The sequence below is a fragment of the Pseudomonas sp. GP01-A4 genome, assembly GCF_058780865.1.
Map to the genome: position 1 here is coordinate 1 of NZ_JBYSWF010000102.1, position 16,801 is coordinate 16,801.

Annotated in this window: 10 protein-coding genes and 2 pseudogenes; 7 read left to right on the plus strand and 5 right to left on the minus strand. The window is 59.7% G+C overall.

The window, feature by feature from the left end:
* Positions 1-165 precede the first annotated feature (165 nt).
* The 4 genes and pseudogenes from AC3WKX_RS32150 to AC3WKX_RS32165 form a co-directional block, all read right to left on the minus strand.
* Positions 166-756: pseudogene (locus tag AC3WKX_RS32150) on the minus strand (Tn3 family transposase); the annotation flags it as partial.
* A gap of 70 nt (positions 757-826) precedes the next feature.
* Complete coding sequence (thiD, locus tag AC3WKX_RS32155; RefSeq protein WP_102605935.1) at positions 827-1,621, minus strand: bifunctional hydroxymethylpyrimidine kinase/phosphomethylpyrimidine kinase; 795 nt, start codon at positions 1,619-1,621, stop codon at positions 827-829.
* Positions 1,618-2,838, minus strand: a complete 1,221-nt coding sequence (locus AC3WKX_RS32160) for a M20 family metallopeptidase (protein ID WP_102605936.1) — start codon at positions 2,836-2,838, stop codon at positions 1,618-1,620. The genes thiD and AC3WKX_RS32160 overlap by 4 nt, the downstream gene beginning before the upstream one ends.
* 192 nt (positions 2,839-3,030) lie before the next feature.
* Positions 3,031-3,927 carry a LysR substrate-binding domain-containing protein gene (locus AC3WKX_RS32165; RefSeq protein ID WP_102605937.1) on the minus strand — a complete coding sequence of 299 codons (897 nt, stop codon included), beginning with the start codon at positions 3,925-3,927 and terminating at the stop codon, positions 3,031-3,033.
* 102 nt (positions 3,928-4,029) lie between these two features.
* Between AC3WKX_RS32165 and AC3WKX_RS32170 the strand changes: the two genes are divergently transcribed.
* From AC3WKX_RS32170 to AC3WKX_RS32200, 7 genes and pseudogenes are all read left to right on the plus strand, one after another.
* Positions 4,030-4,395, plus strand: a complete 366-nt coding sequence (locus AC3WKX_RS32170) for a cupin domain-containing protein (protein ID WP_102605938.1) — start codon at positions 4,030-4,032, stop codon at positions 4,393-4,395.
* Positions 4,392-5,558, plus strand: coding sequence for an efflux RND transporter periplasmic adaptor subunit (locus AC3WKX_RS32175; protein WP_102605939.1), 1,167 nt, complete (start codon positions 4,392-4,394; stop codon positions 5,556-5,558). Before AC3WKX_RS32170 ends, AC3WKX_RS32175 begins: the two co-directional genes overlap by 4 nt.
* Entirely contained in the window at positions 5,555-8,689 is a 3,135-nt protein-coding gene (locus AC3WKX_RS32180; protein ID WP_102605940.1) for an efflux RND transporter permease subunit, read from the plus strand. The genes AC3WKX_RS32175 and AC3WKX_RS32180 overlap by 4 nt, the downstream gene beginning before the upstream one ends.
* A 236-nt stretch (positions 8,690-8,925) precedes the next feature.
* Positions 8,926-9,858 (plus strand): F510_1955 family glycosylhydrolase, encoded by a 933-nt coding sequence (locus tag AC3WKX_RS32185; protein WP_178084167.1) that lies wholly within the window; start codon positions 8,926-8,928, stop codon positions 9,856-9,858.
* 234 nt (positions 9,859-10,092) lie between these two features.
* The gene (locus AC3WKX_RS32190) at positions 10,093-11,274 is read left to right on the plus strand and encodes a protein-disulfide reductase DsbD family protein (RefSeq protein WP_102605941.1); all 1,182 of its coding nucleotides are present in this window, start codon (positions 10,093-10,095) and stop codon (positions 11,272-11,274) included.
* Between the two features lie 58 nt (positions 11,275-11,332).
* A pseudogene (locus AC3WKX_RS32195) lies at positions 11,333-11,989 on the plus strand (efflux RND transporter permease subunit); the annotation flags it as partial.
* 1 nt (position 11,990) lies between these two features.
* Positions 11,991-13,415: an efflux transporter outer membrane subunit gene (locus tag AC3WKX_RS32200; RefSeq protein ID WP_102605942.1), complete on the plus strand. Its 1,425-nt coding sequence runs from the start codon at positions 11,991-11,993 to the stop codon at positions 13,413-13,415.
* Between the two features lie 196 nt (positions 13,416-13,611).
* Here AC3WKX_RS32200 and AC3WKX_RS32205 read toward each other — a convergent pair whose 3' ends face one another.
* Positions 13,612-16,527 carry a Tn3-like element IS1071 family transposase gene (locus AC3WKX_RS32205; protein ID WP_003049965.1) on the minus strand — a complete coding sequence of 972 codons (2,916 nt, stop codon included), beginning with the start codon at positions 16,525-16,527 and terminating at the stop codon, positions 13,612-13,614.
* Positions 16,528-16,801: the final 274 nt, after the last annotated feature.

Consider the following 16,801-nt stretch of genomic DNA (forward strand, 5'->3'; position numbering starts at 1 on the left):
TGCAAGATCGAGCACGCGGGGTTGATCGCAGCGAACGACGCCGGTTGTCTTGATGCCGGAGATCGGCACCGCGAAACATTTTTAGCCGCTAAAAAAAGTTTAGCTAAAAACACTTGACATCTAGGGCAATTTGGGGTCGCCTCAGAAAACGGAAAATAAAGCACGCTAAGCCGGTTGCAGCGGTCGTAGGGGCCTGAATTTGCCCGCGCCGATCTTGGCGCTGCTGCGCCAGAGGTAATCTCCGGTCAGGTTGATGTGCTCCCAGCCCAGTGGCGACAGGTACTGCAACAGCGCCTCATCGACGGCATGGCCGTTGCCACGCAAGGCATGCGCTGCGCGCTCCAGGTAGACCGTGTTCCACAACACGACAGCCGCCGTCACCAAGTTGAGGCCGCTGGCACGGTAGCGCTGCTGCTCAAAGCTGCGGTCACGGATTTCGCCCAGCCGGTTGAAGAACACCGCCCTGGCCAGCGCGTTGCGGGCTTCGCCCTTGTTCAGCCCGGCATGGACGCGGCGGCGCAGCTCGACGCTTTGCAGCCAGTCCAAGATGAACAGCGTGCGCTCGATGCGCCCCAGCTCGCGCAAGGCTACGGCCAAGCCATTCTGGCGCGGATAGCTGCCGAGCTTGCGCAACATCAGCGAGGCCGTCACCGTGCCCTGTTTGATCGAGGTGGCCAGCCGCAGGATTTCATCCCAATGGGCGCGGACATGCTTGATGTTGAGCGTGCCACCAATCATCGGCTTGAGGGCATCATAGGGGTCAACTCACGAAACGGAAAAAATCGTACGCTAAACCTCGCGCGGCGTCCGTAGCGGCCGGAAAACACTACCACTGGGCGTAGAAGTGGTGCACCGGACCGTGGCCACCCCCGACTTGGAGTTGCTGTGAAGCCGCTAGCGCGTTAGAAAGGTAGCGCTTCGCGGCGGCCACCGCATCCGGAACCGAATTGTGGGGTAAGAGTGCGGCAATCGCAGAGGAAAGCGTACAACCGGTGCCGTGATCGTTTTTCGTGTCGATGCGTGGGGCGCTGACGTGCTGCGGCATGTCACCGTCGTAGAGAATGTCTACGCTCTCCGCGCTATCCAGATGTCCCCCCGTCAACAGCACCCAGGCTGGGCCAAGGCGGTGGAGCTCAGCCGCGCAGTCGTCCATCGCCTCGAGCGAACGCGCGGGCGAGCGGTCCAGCAGCAGGCCAGCTTCGGGCAGGTTCGGAGTAATTACGGTAGCGCGGGGCACCAACTCGTCGCGCACGGCTGCAATGGCATTTGTGGCTAGCAGCGGGTCGCCACTCTTAGCCGCCATCACTGGATCGACAACGATGTTGCGCAGCTCGTAGGAATCGATCCGTTGAACAATCGCCTGCGCGATCTCTGCGTTGGCGACCATGCCGATCTTGATGGCGTCAACGCGCACATCGTCCAGCACCGCGTCGATTTGCTCGCCGACGAAATCGGCATCGAGCGCCTGAAATGATCGGACCCCCCGCGTGTTCTGAGCCACCACGGCCGTTATAACGCTCATCCCGTAAGCCCCGAGTGCGGAGAAGGTCTTTAGGTCAGCTTGAATACCGGCCCCGCCGGACGGATCGGTGCCGGCGATGCTGAGGACATTTGCGATCATGATGCTTCGCCGCCTCTCTGGGTTGACGCCAGCGCCACGGCTTCTTTGGGTGAATGATTGCTGGGAATTTCGTTGAGTTTCTTTTCTTCTTTGGCCTTGATGTAGGTTTGAGCGTCAGTGCCTCCCACAAACCAGAAAACATACGGCACTTTCCAGGTGCGCCCGAACGTGCTGAAGTCTTCGCTGGCGCCGGCGGGCTTGGTTTCGTGTGCGCGTTCGCCGAACTGCGCCTTGAAGACTTGCGCGATTTTTTCGGTCGCCTCGACATCGTTGCGGGTCAGGGGGTAAGTGCTGAGCGTGGTGAATTCGGGCTCCCGCGGGGCGTTCGACGCGGCGCATTCCGCGCAGCAGATCCGCTTGATGGCGGAAAGCATGGTGCTGCGCACGTCTTCGTCGTAGGTGCGTACGTTCAGCTTGAGCGTGGCTTCGTCCGGGATGATGTTTTCCTTGGTCCCGGCCTGCAACGACCCAATCGTCAATACGGCGCTATCTATGGGTGCGATTTCGCGTGAAACGATTGTTTGCAACCGCATCGTGGTCGATGCCGCCATGATGACCGGGTCGATCGACGTTTGCGGCTGCGAACCGTGCGAGCCACGACCGAAAAGCCTGACCTTCATGCTGTCGCCCGCAGACAGGATGACGCCGCTGCGATAGCCTATGGTGCCCGCTTCGCCGACCATGACATGCTGGCCCAGAATGATGTCCGGTTTGGGAAAACGTTCGAGCATTCCATCGTCGACCATGCCTTGCGCCCCGCGCCCGACTTCTTCGCCGGGCTGGAAAACCGCCAGTACCGTGCCCTTCCACACATCGCGGTGCCGGGATAGAAGCCGCGCCGCGCCCATCAGCCAGGTGACGTGCATATCATGGCCACAGGCATGTGCCACACCGACCTCGATGCCGTCTTCGTCCCGGGCTCTGATAGTACTGGCATACGGCAAGCCAGTCGCTTCGGTGACGGGAAGCGCATCCATATCGGCACGCAGCATGACCGTGGGGCCTTCGCCATTTTTCAAGACGCCGACAACCCCTGTCAGGCCAATCTGGCGCGATACTTCGAAACCTTGGGCCGCCAGATAGTCGGCCGCAATACCCGCGGTACGGACCTCCTGCATGGAAAGCTCAGGGTTGCGGTGCAAGTCTTTATAAATGGCTTCCAGTTCGGGGAGCACTTCTTTGGCGTCTACGTCCAAAGCCGAGGTTAGCGCATTCATGACATTCTCCTTTCCTATCGCTTGAAATGGATCAGGCTGCTCACCGTCGGAGTGCCGCACGGTGAGGTAAATCATACGCTCAGCCGGGAATGAAACGCAGCATCTATTCGGCCTCTGCTCTGCTGTTGATCATCGTGTGGCCGCCAGTGTTAGCTTCGTAATCCGCGATGCTGCCGGTCGCGTCAGGCCGAGTCACTTATCGGCTTGGCGTTGCAACTCAGCTTCGCCATGCAGCCAATTGCGGAAGGCCAATAACGCCGAATCGCCCTCGCGTATCGGCCTGTAGGCCAGATACCACCCTTCATATCTCCGACCAGTGATCGGAAATGGGGCGACCAGCCGGCCCGCTGCCAGCGCGTCACTGACATAGGGAAGTTGCGCTACAGCGACTCCTACTCCATCAAGGGCGGCTTGAATTGCCATCACGGAACTCTCAAACGATACCTCATTAGCTGGCTGGATCACGGCAGGCAGGCCTGCCGCTTCGAACCACCAAGCCCATTGCTCGCGCAAGTGCGAAACGACGATCAGGGTTGCCGCGTGGAGATCACGAGGGTGCCGCAAGCCTGCTGCGATGGCCGGCGTGCACACTGGCACCAGTGTGGACGGGAATAGCTCCTCGGCCGTATAGCCAAGCCAGTCGCCCTTGCCGCGACGTATAGTACAAGTCCAATCGTCGCGCAGCGGAAGCATTGCGCCGCCGGTAGCGACTCGTACCTCGACGTCAGGATGATTGCGATTGAAGTCGGCCAAGCGTGGAATCAACCAGTGTAAAGCGAAAGCCGGCGCGACCCCAACGGTGAGCACCGGGCCTGCCCGCATCGAGCCCACTTGCTCAGTGAGCCGCGCGATCGCATCGAAGGCGCCGGTCAGTCCGGGCTGGAATGCCCGGCCTTGATCGGTGAGCTCGAGCCTATTGGCATGACGGCGGAAGAGCGCGAATCCGAGGTGTTCTTCCAAGAGCCGCACCATGTGGCTCACAGCCGTTTGAGTGACATTCAACTCATGGGCTGCTGCTTTGAAGCTGCCATGCCGTCCAGCCGCTTCGAAAGCTCGCAATCCATTCAATGAGGGCAACTGACGAGTCATTAGAACCCTAAAATTAAGTTGGGCTAACCATGAGGAATTCACGTTTGCCACGCTGCTCTGTAAGCGATATCTTAATACTTTTCGACGAGATAGAGAATTTCTATGTGTAAAGTTGTGAGCAGGGAAAGGCGTGGCGTGATACCGCATGCGCCACTGCTGAAGACCGTATTGCCCGGCACGGCAAACCTTGAGGTTGCGGTCTACGAGGCGGAATATGCTCCGGACGGGATCAACCCGCGACACCTCCATCCGGCGGCGATCACGTTCCATGTCGTGTCAGGGACGAGCGTTTGGCAAGAAGATGGGGAACCACCGGTAACGCTACATGCCGGAGACAACTTGTTTGTCCCGGCCGGCACGATCCATTCCCACTGGAACCCAAGCACGACGGATCATCTGCGCTTCCTGGAGTTCATCGTAGCTGAGAAGGATAAGGGGCGTTCTATTCCGGAACCGATGAAGGAATGAGGTCGCGAGGATCCGCCGGGCGCCATCGCGCCATTCTTCTGATTTCTGCGAGTGTTGTGCTAATTGCGGTCGGCATTGCGACCTACTGGTTTTTGTCAGCGCAACCCAAAATTGCGCTGACCACACGCCCACCCGTACCGGTAAGCATCGCCGTCGCAACTCGACAGAACGTACCCGTCTACTTGACCGGCCTTGGCGCCGTGCAGGCTTCATTGACTGTCGGTATTCGTCCCCAGGTCGATGGGACACTACAGGAGGTGCTGTTCACTGAAGGGCAGGAAGTAAAGAAGGGGGATATGCTGGCCAAGATAGACCCGCGCCTGTTCAAGGCCGCGCTTGACCAGGCCCGCGGGAAAAAAGCCCAGGACGCTGCTTTGCTCGTTGCCGCCGGGAAAGATCTCGCGCGATCCAAGACATTGGCGCTGAGCGGCGCCATAGCGCGGCAGACGGTCGATCAGCAACAGGCGACGGTCGATCAACTGAAAGCGTCCATTGTTGCCGATGAAGCGGCGATCGACACCGCGCAAATACAACTCGGCTATACCACGATCAGAGCGCCAAGCAACGGGCGAATCGGCATTCGTTCGATCGATCCTGGAAACGTGGTGCATGTGTCCGACGCGCAACCGATCGCCGTCCTGACTCGGATCCGGCCGTCCGCCGTGCTGTTCACACTGCCGGCACGGTTTCTCGATGATGTGCACACCGCTTTGACCGGTGGTCCGGTCGAGGTGATTGCGTTTGACCAAGACAATCGCCGCGCTCTGAGCAGCGGACAGCTCCTTCTCGTCGACAATGCAATAGACAAAACCACCGATACCATACGTCTAAAGGCTATCTTCGCCAATGATGACGAAAAACTATGGCCAGGCGCATTTGTTAATGCGCGCTTGTTGATCGAGACGCTCAGCGATGTGCTCGTCGTTCCATCTACGGCGGTGCAACGCGGCCCACAGGGCTTGTTCGTGTGGATTGTGACGCCGAAAGATACGGCTGAGCCCCGGCAAATCAAGACCGGGCCGACGGCTGGCGATCTTACAGTAATCATTTCGGGCCTTGGCGACGGCGAACGCGTTGTGACGGACGGGCAATACAAGCTGAAGCGCAACGCACTGGTGACGGTTACGTCACGGCCATTGCCGGGCGTCGAGGGAGGCAAATGAATCTCTCTGCACCGTTCATTGCGCGGCCGGTCGCGACGACGCTACTGATGGTGGCTTTAGCGCTCTTTGGCGTTGCTGCGTTTCCACTCTTACCGGTCGCTCCCCTGCCGCAGGTCGACTTTCCAACTATTGTCGTCTCCGCGACACTCGATGGCGCGAGTCCGGAGACCATGGCCTCGTCGGTTGCGACGCCACTCGAGCGCCAGTTTGGGCAGATCAGCGGCGTGACCCAAATGACGTCGTTCAGCGCGTTAGGTGCCACATCGATCACGATTCAGTTCGACCTCGATCGCAACATCGACTCGGCAGCGCAGGACGTGCAAGCGGCGATCACGGCTGCCAGCAGGGCACTCCCGGAATCACTGACCACGCCCCCAACGTATAAAAAGCTCAATCCAGCTGATGCGCCGATCCTCATGCTGGCGTTACACTCAGAAACATTGCCGCTAACTGTGGTCAACGAATATGCGGATAATTTTCTCGCTCAGCAGATTTCGCAAGTGCCAGGCGTCGCTCGGGTTTCGATTGTTGGTGAGCAGAAGCAGTCGATCCGTATTCAAGTCGATCCGGCAAAACTCGCCTCCCGCGGACTGACTCTTGAGGATGTGCGAGGCGCGGCTGTGAGCGCCACGGCGAACGCCGCCAAAGGAGTACTCAATACCGCAAAGACGAGCTTCGCGATCACCGCCAACGACCAGATCACCCAAGCCGAAGAGTTCGACGACGTCGTGATCGCCTATCGAGACAGCGCACCGGTCCGAGTCCGTGATATCGGTCGTGCGGTCTTTGCTGCAGCTGATAGGAACGCCGCAGCGTTTGCAAACAACGTCCCCAGCATTGTCCTGACAATCAATAAGCAACCCGGCGCCAACGTCATCGATACGGCGGACCGCGTTAAGGCATTGCTGCCCAAGCTTACCGCCAACTTCCCTGCTGCTATTACTGTTGAGACAATTCTTGACCGCACGGTCACCATACGTGCTTCCGTCCACGACGTTGAATTCACGCTCGCGCTCACCGTCGGCCTCGTCGTGTTGGTGATTCTGCTCTTTCTTCGCAACCTTTGGGCAACACTGATACCGAGCATCACCGTGGTGCTGGCATTGCTCGGTTCGTTTGCCGTGATGTACGTACTCGGCTTCAGTCTCAACAATATTTCCCTCATGGGACTCACCATTGCCATTGGCTTCGTCGTTGATGACGCCATTATTGTGGTCGAGAATATCCATCGGCATATTGAGGACGGCGTGCCGCCGTTCGAGGCAGCACTCAGCGGATCCCGCGAAATCGTCTTTACCGTGTTGTCGATCAGTTTGTCACTGATCGCGGTCTTCATTCCGTTGCTGCTCATGGGCGGCATCGTCGGCCGTTTGTTCCGGGAGTTTGCTCTGACAGTGACCGCTTCGATCACGGTCTCGGCGCTGGTGTCGCTCACGCTCGCCCCGATGCTCTGCTCTCGTTTCATGCGGCGGAAAGCGGAGCGGCACGGGCGTCTCTATCACATTGTCGAAGCCGGTTTCGACGCCGTGCTATCTGCCTATCGGCGCACGCTCGATGTGGTCCTGCGCCATCAAGCAATTACGCTCGGCGTATTTGTCGCCACAATTGCGCTAACCATCATCATGGCGCTTCAAATACCGAAAGGATTCTTTCCTATTCAAGACACCGGTATAATTTCGGGTCCGGCCGAAGCGGCGCAAGGAGTATCGCCCCCCGAGATGATGCGGTTGCAGCAGATGCTCGGCGAAGTGATCCGCGAGGATCCGGACGTCGAGGCGTTCGTCTCATGGATGGCCACTACCGGCGGCGACGGGTTCGCCCAAACGGGGAATACCGCGCGATTTTTCATTGCCCTCAGGCCGCGTGACGAGCGGACGCTGACCGCCTCAGAGATCATCGATCGGCTGCGACCGAAGATTGCCAGGGTTCAGGGAGCAACTCTGTTTCCGTCCCCGACGCAGGACATCACCGTGGGCGGTCGGAGTTCTCGCGGAAGTTTTCAGTACACGCTACAGAGTGTCGATGTCGCCGAGTTGAGCGATTGGTCGCAGAAGATGCTCGAAAAAATGAGGACGCTGCCGCAACTCGCCGATGTAGCAACAGATCTTCTCAGTGATGCACCACAGATCAAGGTCACCATCAATCGTGACCAAGCTTCCCGCTTCGGAATTTCGCCCCAGCTGATCGACGACACCCTAAACGACGCATACGGTCAACGGCGGATCACGCAATATTTCACCCAACTCAACACTTACTCAATTATCCTCGAACTGCTGCCGGAGCTTCAACGCGATTTTTCATCCCTTGATCGCATTTATCTCAAGTCGCCGTTGACTAATGCCGCAGTTCCGATGTCGGCCCTTGTGACCATAGACTCGAGTAGCGTGGGGCCACTATCGGTGACCCATCAAGGTCAGTTCCCGGCGGTTACACTTTCATTCAATCTACGACCAGGCGTCGCGCTCGGCCAAGCTGTCGGCGCCATCAATCGGGCGGCGGAAGAGATCGGCATGCCGGGCTCAGTCACCGGCACTTTTCAGGGCAATGCGCAAGCGTTCCAGGCCTCGTTAGCGAGTACACCGATTCTGATCATTGCGGCGCTTGTCGTCGTATACATGATCCTTGGGATACTCTACGAGAGCTTCATTCACCCGCTGACAATTCTCTCGACGCTGCCGTCGGCCGGGATTGGCGCACTGCTTGCGCTGCGCGCAGGGCATATGGACCTGTCCGTGATGGGCATCATCGGAATCCTTCTCTTGATCGGCATCGTCAAAAAGAACGGCATTATGCTGGTGGATTTCGCCATCGTGGCTCAGCGCGACCGCCACCTGTCGCCGCTGGAAGCTATCCGCGAAGCCTGTCTCTTGCGCTTTCGCCCGATTCTGATGACGACGGCCGCCGCGCTCCTCGCCGGCGTCCCGCTAGCGTTTGGAACGGGTACCGGGTCGGAGCTGCGCAGGCCGCTCGGTTACGCCATGGTCGGGGGGCTTGCACTCAGTCAGTTGCTCACACTCTACACAACTCCGGTGATCTATCTGTATCTCGATCGGCTCCAAATTTGGCTAAGACAAAAGAAAAGAGTCAGAGTCGATAGAGGCGGAAAAACATCCGCAGCAAAAATGAAGTGAGAACACTGTCAGATGGCGGTATGGCTAAGCCAAACGGAATCGATTGTGACAGGGTACGTACGCTACACTGTGCGACAATAAATTGACAAGGGTCGAGCGATCTTGTCTATAACCACAAACATCCTCTAGGCGTTCATCATTTTCTTGACCTTCCCATGGGAGGAGGGTTTAACGTGCTCCCGCAGAGGCGAGTGCATACGCCCATCTACAGGTATCTTGAAATGATAAAAAAGAGTATGAAAGCCCGAACGGGTCAGTTACTAGCCGTCATCACACAGGCTGTTGCCGTCATGACGCTCACATATGGATTCCCGCAGCCCGCCAACGCGGCCAGCCAATCCGCCGTCACGGTCCAACTGATGCATGTCCACGGCCTCTCGTACAGTGCGGACGGCACCAAGATATTCATTCCAAGCCATAGGGGACTGGCCATTTACAGCCAGGGGCATTGGTCCACAGCCGATGGGCCGCCTCATGATTTCATGGGCTTTTCGGCGACACGCGACGCACTCTATAGCAGCGGCCATCCGGCGCCGGGAACAAACCTGGTCAATCCGTTTGGCTTGATCAAAAGCCAGGATGGGGGGCATACCTGGAAAAAACTCGGCTTCGAAGGGCAGTCCGATTTCCACACGTTGGCAGCCAGCTACGGCACGAACACGATCTATGTACTCAATAAGAGCTCGAATGACCGAATGACGCGGCCTGGTATTTATGTGACGCAAACGGATGGGGCGCAATGGACCGCAGCAGAAGGCGACGGTTTGACGGGTGCGATCAACACCCTGGCCGCTCACCCCACTCATCCCAAGGTGGTGGCTGCGGGTACGGACAAGGGCTTGTATATTTCCGAGGATGGCGCCAACCATTTTCAGTTATTACGAGGCGGTGAGCAAGTCCTGGCGATAGAGTTTGATCTGGATGGATCCCACCTCTGGTACAGCCACTATGCGGGCAAACCGGCCCTGACACGTATCACTTGGCAAAACGGCAAAGAAACACAAGACATTCCGTTGCCTCCCATGGCGAAGGATGCCGTTGCCTACATGGCTCAAAATCCGATTACACAAAACCAGATAGCCATAGCCACCTTCGAGCGCAGCGTCTATCTTTCCGAAGATCTGGGGCAAACCTGGAAGCAAATTGCCAAGAATGGGCAAACATTATGATGACCTTCGTTGCAATCGCCGCTAATCAAAGGAATGATCATGCCAGCGAGTAAAGGGTCGATATTCGATATCCTCCTGATTCTCTTTGCTGTCATAGGCCTCATTGCCGTACTGGCCTTCGCCGGGATGTGGGTAATGCACGGCAGTATGATGCACGGTATAGGTAGCTGCTATACGGGCATGCGTAGTATGTTCGGGCGTTAAAAGGTATCAGGCCCGCACGATGGAGATATTTTGAACACCTCATTCCTGCTAGCCGTGGTGACGGCCCTTGGGGCGGGCATACTGCTGAACCTGACGCCCTGTGTGCTGCCGGCGATTCCGATCAAAGTCCGAACTATCTTGCATGCGGCCGGTGGCAGCCTGCGCTCACGCTGGATCGCAGCGGTCTTGTTTACAGCAGGCTCCGTGCTGTTTTTCGCTGTTCTCGGGATGGCTACCGCCTTGCTGGGTTTGCAATGGGGCGTGCTTTTCCAATCGCAGACATTCACGATCTTTTTGGTCGTCATCCTAATAGTGCTGGCTGTTGCAAACTTCCTTGACAAAGGCCTGCCGGTACCCCGCTTTGCGGCGTCGATGCGAGGGTCCCATTTTCTGGAACCCTTCCTGTCGGGATTATTAGGCGCCCTGCTCTCCACGCCCTGCACTGGGCCCTTCCTGGGCGGCCTTTTGGCCTTTGCCGTAACGCAGCCGCCTACAAACGTCGTGATCATCTTCATTGCGATAGGCGTCGGACTCGCCTTGCCTTACTTAATCTTGATCGCTCGGCCCGGCTTACTCGCGCGTTTCCCGCGATCAGGGGCATGGACTGACATCGTGCGCAAAAGTTTCGGCTGGATTCTGTTGGGGGCCGCGTTGTTTTTCTCGCAAAGCCTCGTGCCCTCTCCTTGGATACTGCCGTTGTGGCTGGCATTTGCTCTGGCATTGCTCGGTTGGTGCGTGATTGAATTCAGGCGCACGCATCAGATCGCCACACGGATCGCGATTTCACTGGTCGGCGGCGTGGTCGCAGTGGCAGCTGTTCTCGGTGCGGGATTCATGCCGGTATCGGCTAATCGGCTTGAATGGCATACGCTTGCGCCGGCTGATGCCGGGCGGCTGACGGCTTTGGGTCGCCCTGTGCTGCTCGAATTTACGGCCGACTGGTGCATCAATTGCAAAGTATTGGAAAAAACGGTTTACGACAGCGCCAGCGTGGTGCATGCCGTAAACGCCTATCATATGGTCACCTTGCGCGTCGACCTGACCCATTCCCAACCCGTGCTGGAACGCCTGCTGGTGAGCTACGGCGGGGTTGGTCTGCCCTTCGCCGTGGTGCTCGATGCGAACGGAGGGGTTGTACAGCGATTTTCGGGACTATTTACCGGCCAATCACTCATTGATGCGGTGAACAAGCTTTCACGAAAAACAGGGTGATGCCTTGAAATTAAGTAAAAAATATACCATTGGAATCGTTATTATTGGCGCCCTGCTGGCGGGCGCTGCCATGGCGGCGGTCGAGCAGGTCATGAAGGAGATGCCGCTGGGCATCGACTACGAATGGACCGGCGCCTCCTACCAGGAGCGGCTGTCGGGCGCGCAGGCGCCGATGCTCTACGCCATCTCCATCCTGTTCGTGTTCCTGTGCCTGGCGGCGCTGTACGAGAGCTGGTCCGTGCCGTTCTCGGTGATCCTGGTGGTGCCGCTGGGCATCATCGGCGCGCTGCTGTTCACGAGCACGCGCGGGCTGACCAACGACGTGTACTTCCAGGTCGGCCTGCTGACCACGGTGGGGCTGTCGTCCAAGAACGCGATCCTGATCGTCGAGTTCGCCAAGCAGCTGCAGGAGCAGGGCAGGAGCGTGTTTGACGCCACCATGGAGGCCGTGCGCCTGCGGCTGCGGCCCATCCTGATGACCTCGCTGGCCTTCGGCTTCGGCGTGCTGCCGCTGGCCATCGGCACCGGTGCGGGCGCCGGCGGCCGCGTCGCCATCGGCACCTCGGTGCTGGGCGGCATGGCCATCGGCACTGCACTGGGCATCTTTTTCGTGCCGCTGTTCTTCGTGCTGATCCGCGGCTGGCTGGAGCGGCGCGGCAAGCGCCGGGAAACCGAGACCGTGCAGACACCCTTGATCGAGCAGGGAGGCCACTGAGATGCGCCACGCCCTGGTCCCCCTGGCCGCATTGGCCCTGTTGTCCGGTTGCGCCAACCTGGCACCGAGCTACCAGCAGCCCGCCGCACCGATTCCACAGGCCTGGCCTGCCGACGGCCAGGCCGCCGCGTCTGGCCAGCCGCTGGCCGGCTGGCAGGAGTTCTTCGTCGACGAGCGCCTGCGCGGTGCGCTGGCGCGCGCGCTGGACAACAACCGCGACCTGCGTTCGGCCGCGCTCAGCATCGAGCGTGCGCGTGCGCTGTACGGCGTGAGCAGCGCCGCCACGCTGCCGTCGGTGGACCTGGGCGGCGCGGCCACGCGCACGCGCACGCCGGCGGCGCTGACCACGAGCGGCAATGCCAGCATCGCCGACCGCTTCAGCACCAACTTCGGCCTGACCGCGTACGAGCTCGACTTCTTCGGCCGCGTGCGCAACCTGTCCGACTCGGCGCTCGAGGAGTTCTTCCGCACCGAGGACGCGCGCCGCAGCGTGCAGATCAGCCTGGTGGCCTCGGTCGCACAGGCCTGGCTGCAACTGGCGACCGACCAGCAGCGGCTGCGCCTGGCGCGCGAGACGCTGCAGAGCCAGCAACGCTCCTACGACCTGATCCGCCAGGCCCATGCGCTGGGCGCGCAGTCGGGCGTGGCGCTGGCCCAGGCCCAGACCACGGTGGAGTCCGCACGCGGCCAGGTGGCGGCCTTCGACAGTCTGGTCGAGCAGGGCCGCAATGCGTTGACGCTGCTGGCCGGCACGCAGCTGCCGGCCGAGCTGCTGCCAGGTGACCAGTCGGTCACGGTCGCATCGCTGCCCACGCCGCCGGCCGACCTGCCGTCCAGCGTGCTGCAGCAGCGGCCCGACGTGCTCGCGGCCGAGCACGCGCTGCGCGCCGCCCACCACGACATCGGCGTCGCCCGCGCGGCCCTGTACCCGCGCATCACGCTGACCGGCTCGGCCGGCGTGGCCAGCCCCAGCCTGTCCAACCTGTTCGAGGGCGGCAGCCGGATCTGGAGCTTCGGCCCGTCCATCAACCTGCCGCTGTTCGACAACGGCGCGCGCCGCAACCAGCTGCGCGCGACCGAGGTGCAGCGCGACATCGTGCTGTCCAGCTACGAGAAGACCCTGCAGACCGCGTTCCGCGAGGTGGCCGACGCGCTGGCCGAGCGCCGCACGCTGGCCGAGCGGCTGGATGCCCAGCGCGCCCTGGTGGCCGCCACGACACGCAGCTTCGACCTGGCCCAGGCCTTGTTCAAGGGCGGCGGCGGCAGCTACCTGGAGGTGCTGGATGCGCAGCGCACGCTGTACACGGCGCAGCAGACGCTGATCAGCCTGCAGCTGACCGACCAGGCCAACCGCGTGACACTCTACAAGGTGCTGGGCGGCGGCTGGCAGGCCCAGGCAGCTGCGCCGTCCGCGACAGCGGGCTGAGGGGCAGGGCGGCAGAATCGGCGCCGCTGGCGGTCAGGTGACCGCCGATCCTCGGGGTCTCCTCGTTTTCAGTGCAATAAGTGACGGTACGAAAAGCTAGCACTGGCGCGGAGGTGGTGTTGGTAGATCGTTGATTTCATTGACTTTCCTGTTCACTTTCAAATCTGCGATTCGTGGCGTCAAACCGTGGTCGGTTTCATCCATTGGTGCCAGTTATCGATGCATTTGGCCGCGAAGGCAGGATTTGGTCAGCATAGCGGTCAACCGGGAAGCGAAACACACCCCGCAAGTTGATGCTCTCCAGCCTGGTGGGCGCAATCTTCCCGATCAGTTCCGGTGGAATGACCTGGCGGCGGTTCGACCAGCGATCCAGGACCGCCTGCATCTGTGAGGTATTCCACGCCATCACGATGTTGGCCATCAGGCTCAACGCATCGGCCACAGCCTGCATTTCATCGACACGTTTGGCCTGCGCCGGGCTGATCCGGCCGGTATAAATGGCGCGCTTGAGGGCGTTAACAGCCTCGCCCCGATTGAGCACCCGGCGCAACTCGTTCCTGAAAGCGTCCTTGACAAAGTAGTCAGCCAAAAACGCCGTACGCAGCAACCGCCCCAATTGCACGCCAGCCTCATAGATTGGATCGCCCTGGGCGGCAGAACCGAACCGCGCAAGAGCTGCCACCGCACTGGCATGTCCGCTCATGACCGAGGCTGCCAGGTGCACCAGACTATCCCAATGCTTTTCGATCAAAGCGACGTCGACATTGGCTTCGCACACCGCAGCGATTTCTGCGGGCACTTTGGTGCCGCGTGGCACAAAGAGGTGGCGCTGTTTGAGTTCCTTCAACCGCGGGCAAAGATCAAAACCAAGCAAACGGGCATGTGACATGGCAAAGTCGGTGTAGCCATGGGTATCCACAGCAAGCTGGCTGGTCTCCAGCTTTTCTTGGCGGATGACACCTTCAATGGCCACGCCCGCCTGGCGCTCATTGAGCACAAAGGGCTGCGCATGGAAGATGCCCCACCGGTCTTTTACATGGGAGTAGATTCCAATGGAAGGTGTGTTGCGCCGAGGATCAAGCCGGGCTTGCCACACCCGTTTGGTGGTCTCCATGCTCATCATGTCAGAAGATGCCAAATCGGACCGCCCCCAGGTGGCGGCAATCGGGTGTCGCTGCATGAATTCCAGCACAGCCTGGCAGGCCTGGCTCAGACGCCGTTCGTCCCGCGCCCAGCGCATGGCCTGGCGAATGCTGGTGGCAGACAATTGCGGAATCATGCGCGCGCATTCGACCGCAGTCAGACTGGTGCCGTGGGCCATGATGCCGGCATAGACCATCAGCAGCTCGTCGGTAGAGCGCGGCTCACGTCCGAGCATGATCCAGCTAAAGCGCACCTGGGCGTCAACGGCCAGAATCACTTCCGGCAATTGAACCTCACCGATGCGGTGATCCAAAGCCGCGCGCAGCTTGGTCACTTCTGGGTCTTCGTCCTCTGCGGGCAATGGCGACAAATGGAGTTCATCATCCACGCGCAGTACGCCACTGCGGGCTGCAGCGGCCACCGCATCGACACCGGCAGTTACTCTGGCCAGCAAAGGCTTCAAGAAAGTGGCAGCCTTGCTGGGTAACGATAGACGGGCATAGTGTTTCTTGGACTCTGCCTGCCAACGCTCGTCCGTGAAGAACAAGCGCGCACGACCCCGAAAGCTCAGGCTGTGCTCAATCCAGACCGAGCCATTGCGCACCGCGCGGCGCAGGGCAAACAGGGTGGCCACCTCCAACGCCTGAAACGCCCGTTCCCGGTCTGGGCTGGAGATCGAAACCTGCCAGATCATTCCCAGACTTGGTGCCACCACTTCAACTGGCAGCTTTCTGGATCCTTTGAGATATAAAGCTTGCAGCTTGGCAAGGTACTCGATGGCAGGATGCTCGCCGGTGGCCTGCCAGGGCAGCTTTGCAATGGCGACGAGCAACGACCGCACGGGGCGAATTCCATCAATCAATCCCTCGCGGACCAGGGAGGCCCTGCTCGGTGGTTTGCGTTTCTGGGTTTCGGTGATCAAGGCTTCAAGACGGGCACGCAACTCAGCATCTGGCACCGCACCTTGCGCGCTCAAGGCAACAAGTTCGCCGAGCAGCGTTTTGTACATTGCGGCCCAATTGACGGTAGCGGGGACATCGGCGGCAGCCTGACGCCACAGATCGGCGATCCGGCGCTGCACCATAAGGATCAACTGGTCTGTGGTGGTGAACAGGCAATACCGAAGAAAGCATGCGACCTCCACGGTGCGCGCTGGCTCTTTGATCTTGGCTCCGGCTGAGGGCGGCCTGGAGACAAGTCGGCGCGCGTAGCGGCGCAAGATGAGATCGGGGATGTCTGCCAGGTGCTTATGAACGTCCAGCGTGTAAAGCAGGTCGATGCGCTCCAGTACCTCGCTGATTTGGCGGGTTGAGTGTTTCGCCGGTGCAGCCCATAGCCAACTCTGCTGGGTTTGTCCATCTGGGCGCAGCTCTGAAACTGAGGCTCGCCAGCGATCAAGTGTTGCTGGATCAACGCTGGCGGCGATGGCGGTGCCTGTTTCAACTTCAAGCTGGGCAAGTGCCGCCGCAATCAGTGTCCGAATTGCCCGCTCGTGCACGATCACCAGCTTGTTCTTGTACAGCCATTGACGCGCCCGCACGAGTAGCTGATCGCGGTCGGCGCAGCGCGCCACTTCGTCGCGCAGTTCACGTACCAGTGAGCGGCGCTGGTGCTCGCTCATCCACTGGAATCCAAGGACCGTGCAGGCTACTTGTTGGTGATCGAATAGCGTGCGCCCGCGTTCATACATGGCTCTCAGCGAGGCGACTTCTGGTGCTGCAATGCCAAGCTCGTTGCCAAGGTGGCGCCACAAGGCTACTGGAATTACCCGAAAGGCACCGAGCAAACGCCCACTCATGCGCAGGAAACCAATATGGAGCGCCAGACCAAGCTTGTGGGAATCACCTCGGCGTGCATTGATTGCGTCGCGCTCGGCACCATCGAAGGTGAAAAATGCCTTCATCTCGAAGTCGCTGATATCGCGGGGGAGCCCACGCATCCCCAAAAACGTTGTGTGCCAACCCTGCATCGTGAACCTCAAAAGTGGGAGGCCACCATACCCGTTTACAAAGCGAACAGGAAAGTCAATGAAATCAACGGTCTACCCAGACCACCCCCGCGCCAGTGCTAGCTTTGCGTACCGTCACTTATTGCACTGAAAACGAGGAGACCCCACTACTGACACTTGAGGGGCTACGGTCGATTTTGGCCAGATCGCCACTCGAGACCGCGTTTCATGGCACGTATCCGGCTGATTTCGGGGAAGTTTTCCACAGGAATTGTGGATAACCCTGTTAGCAAGT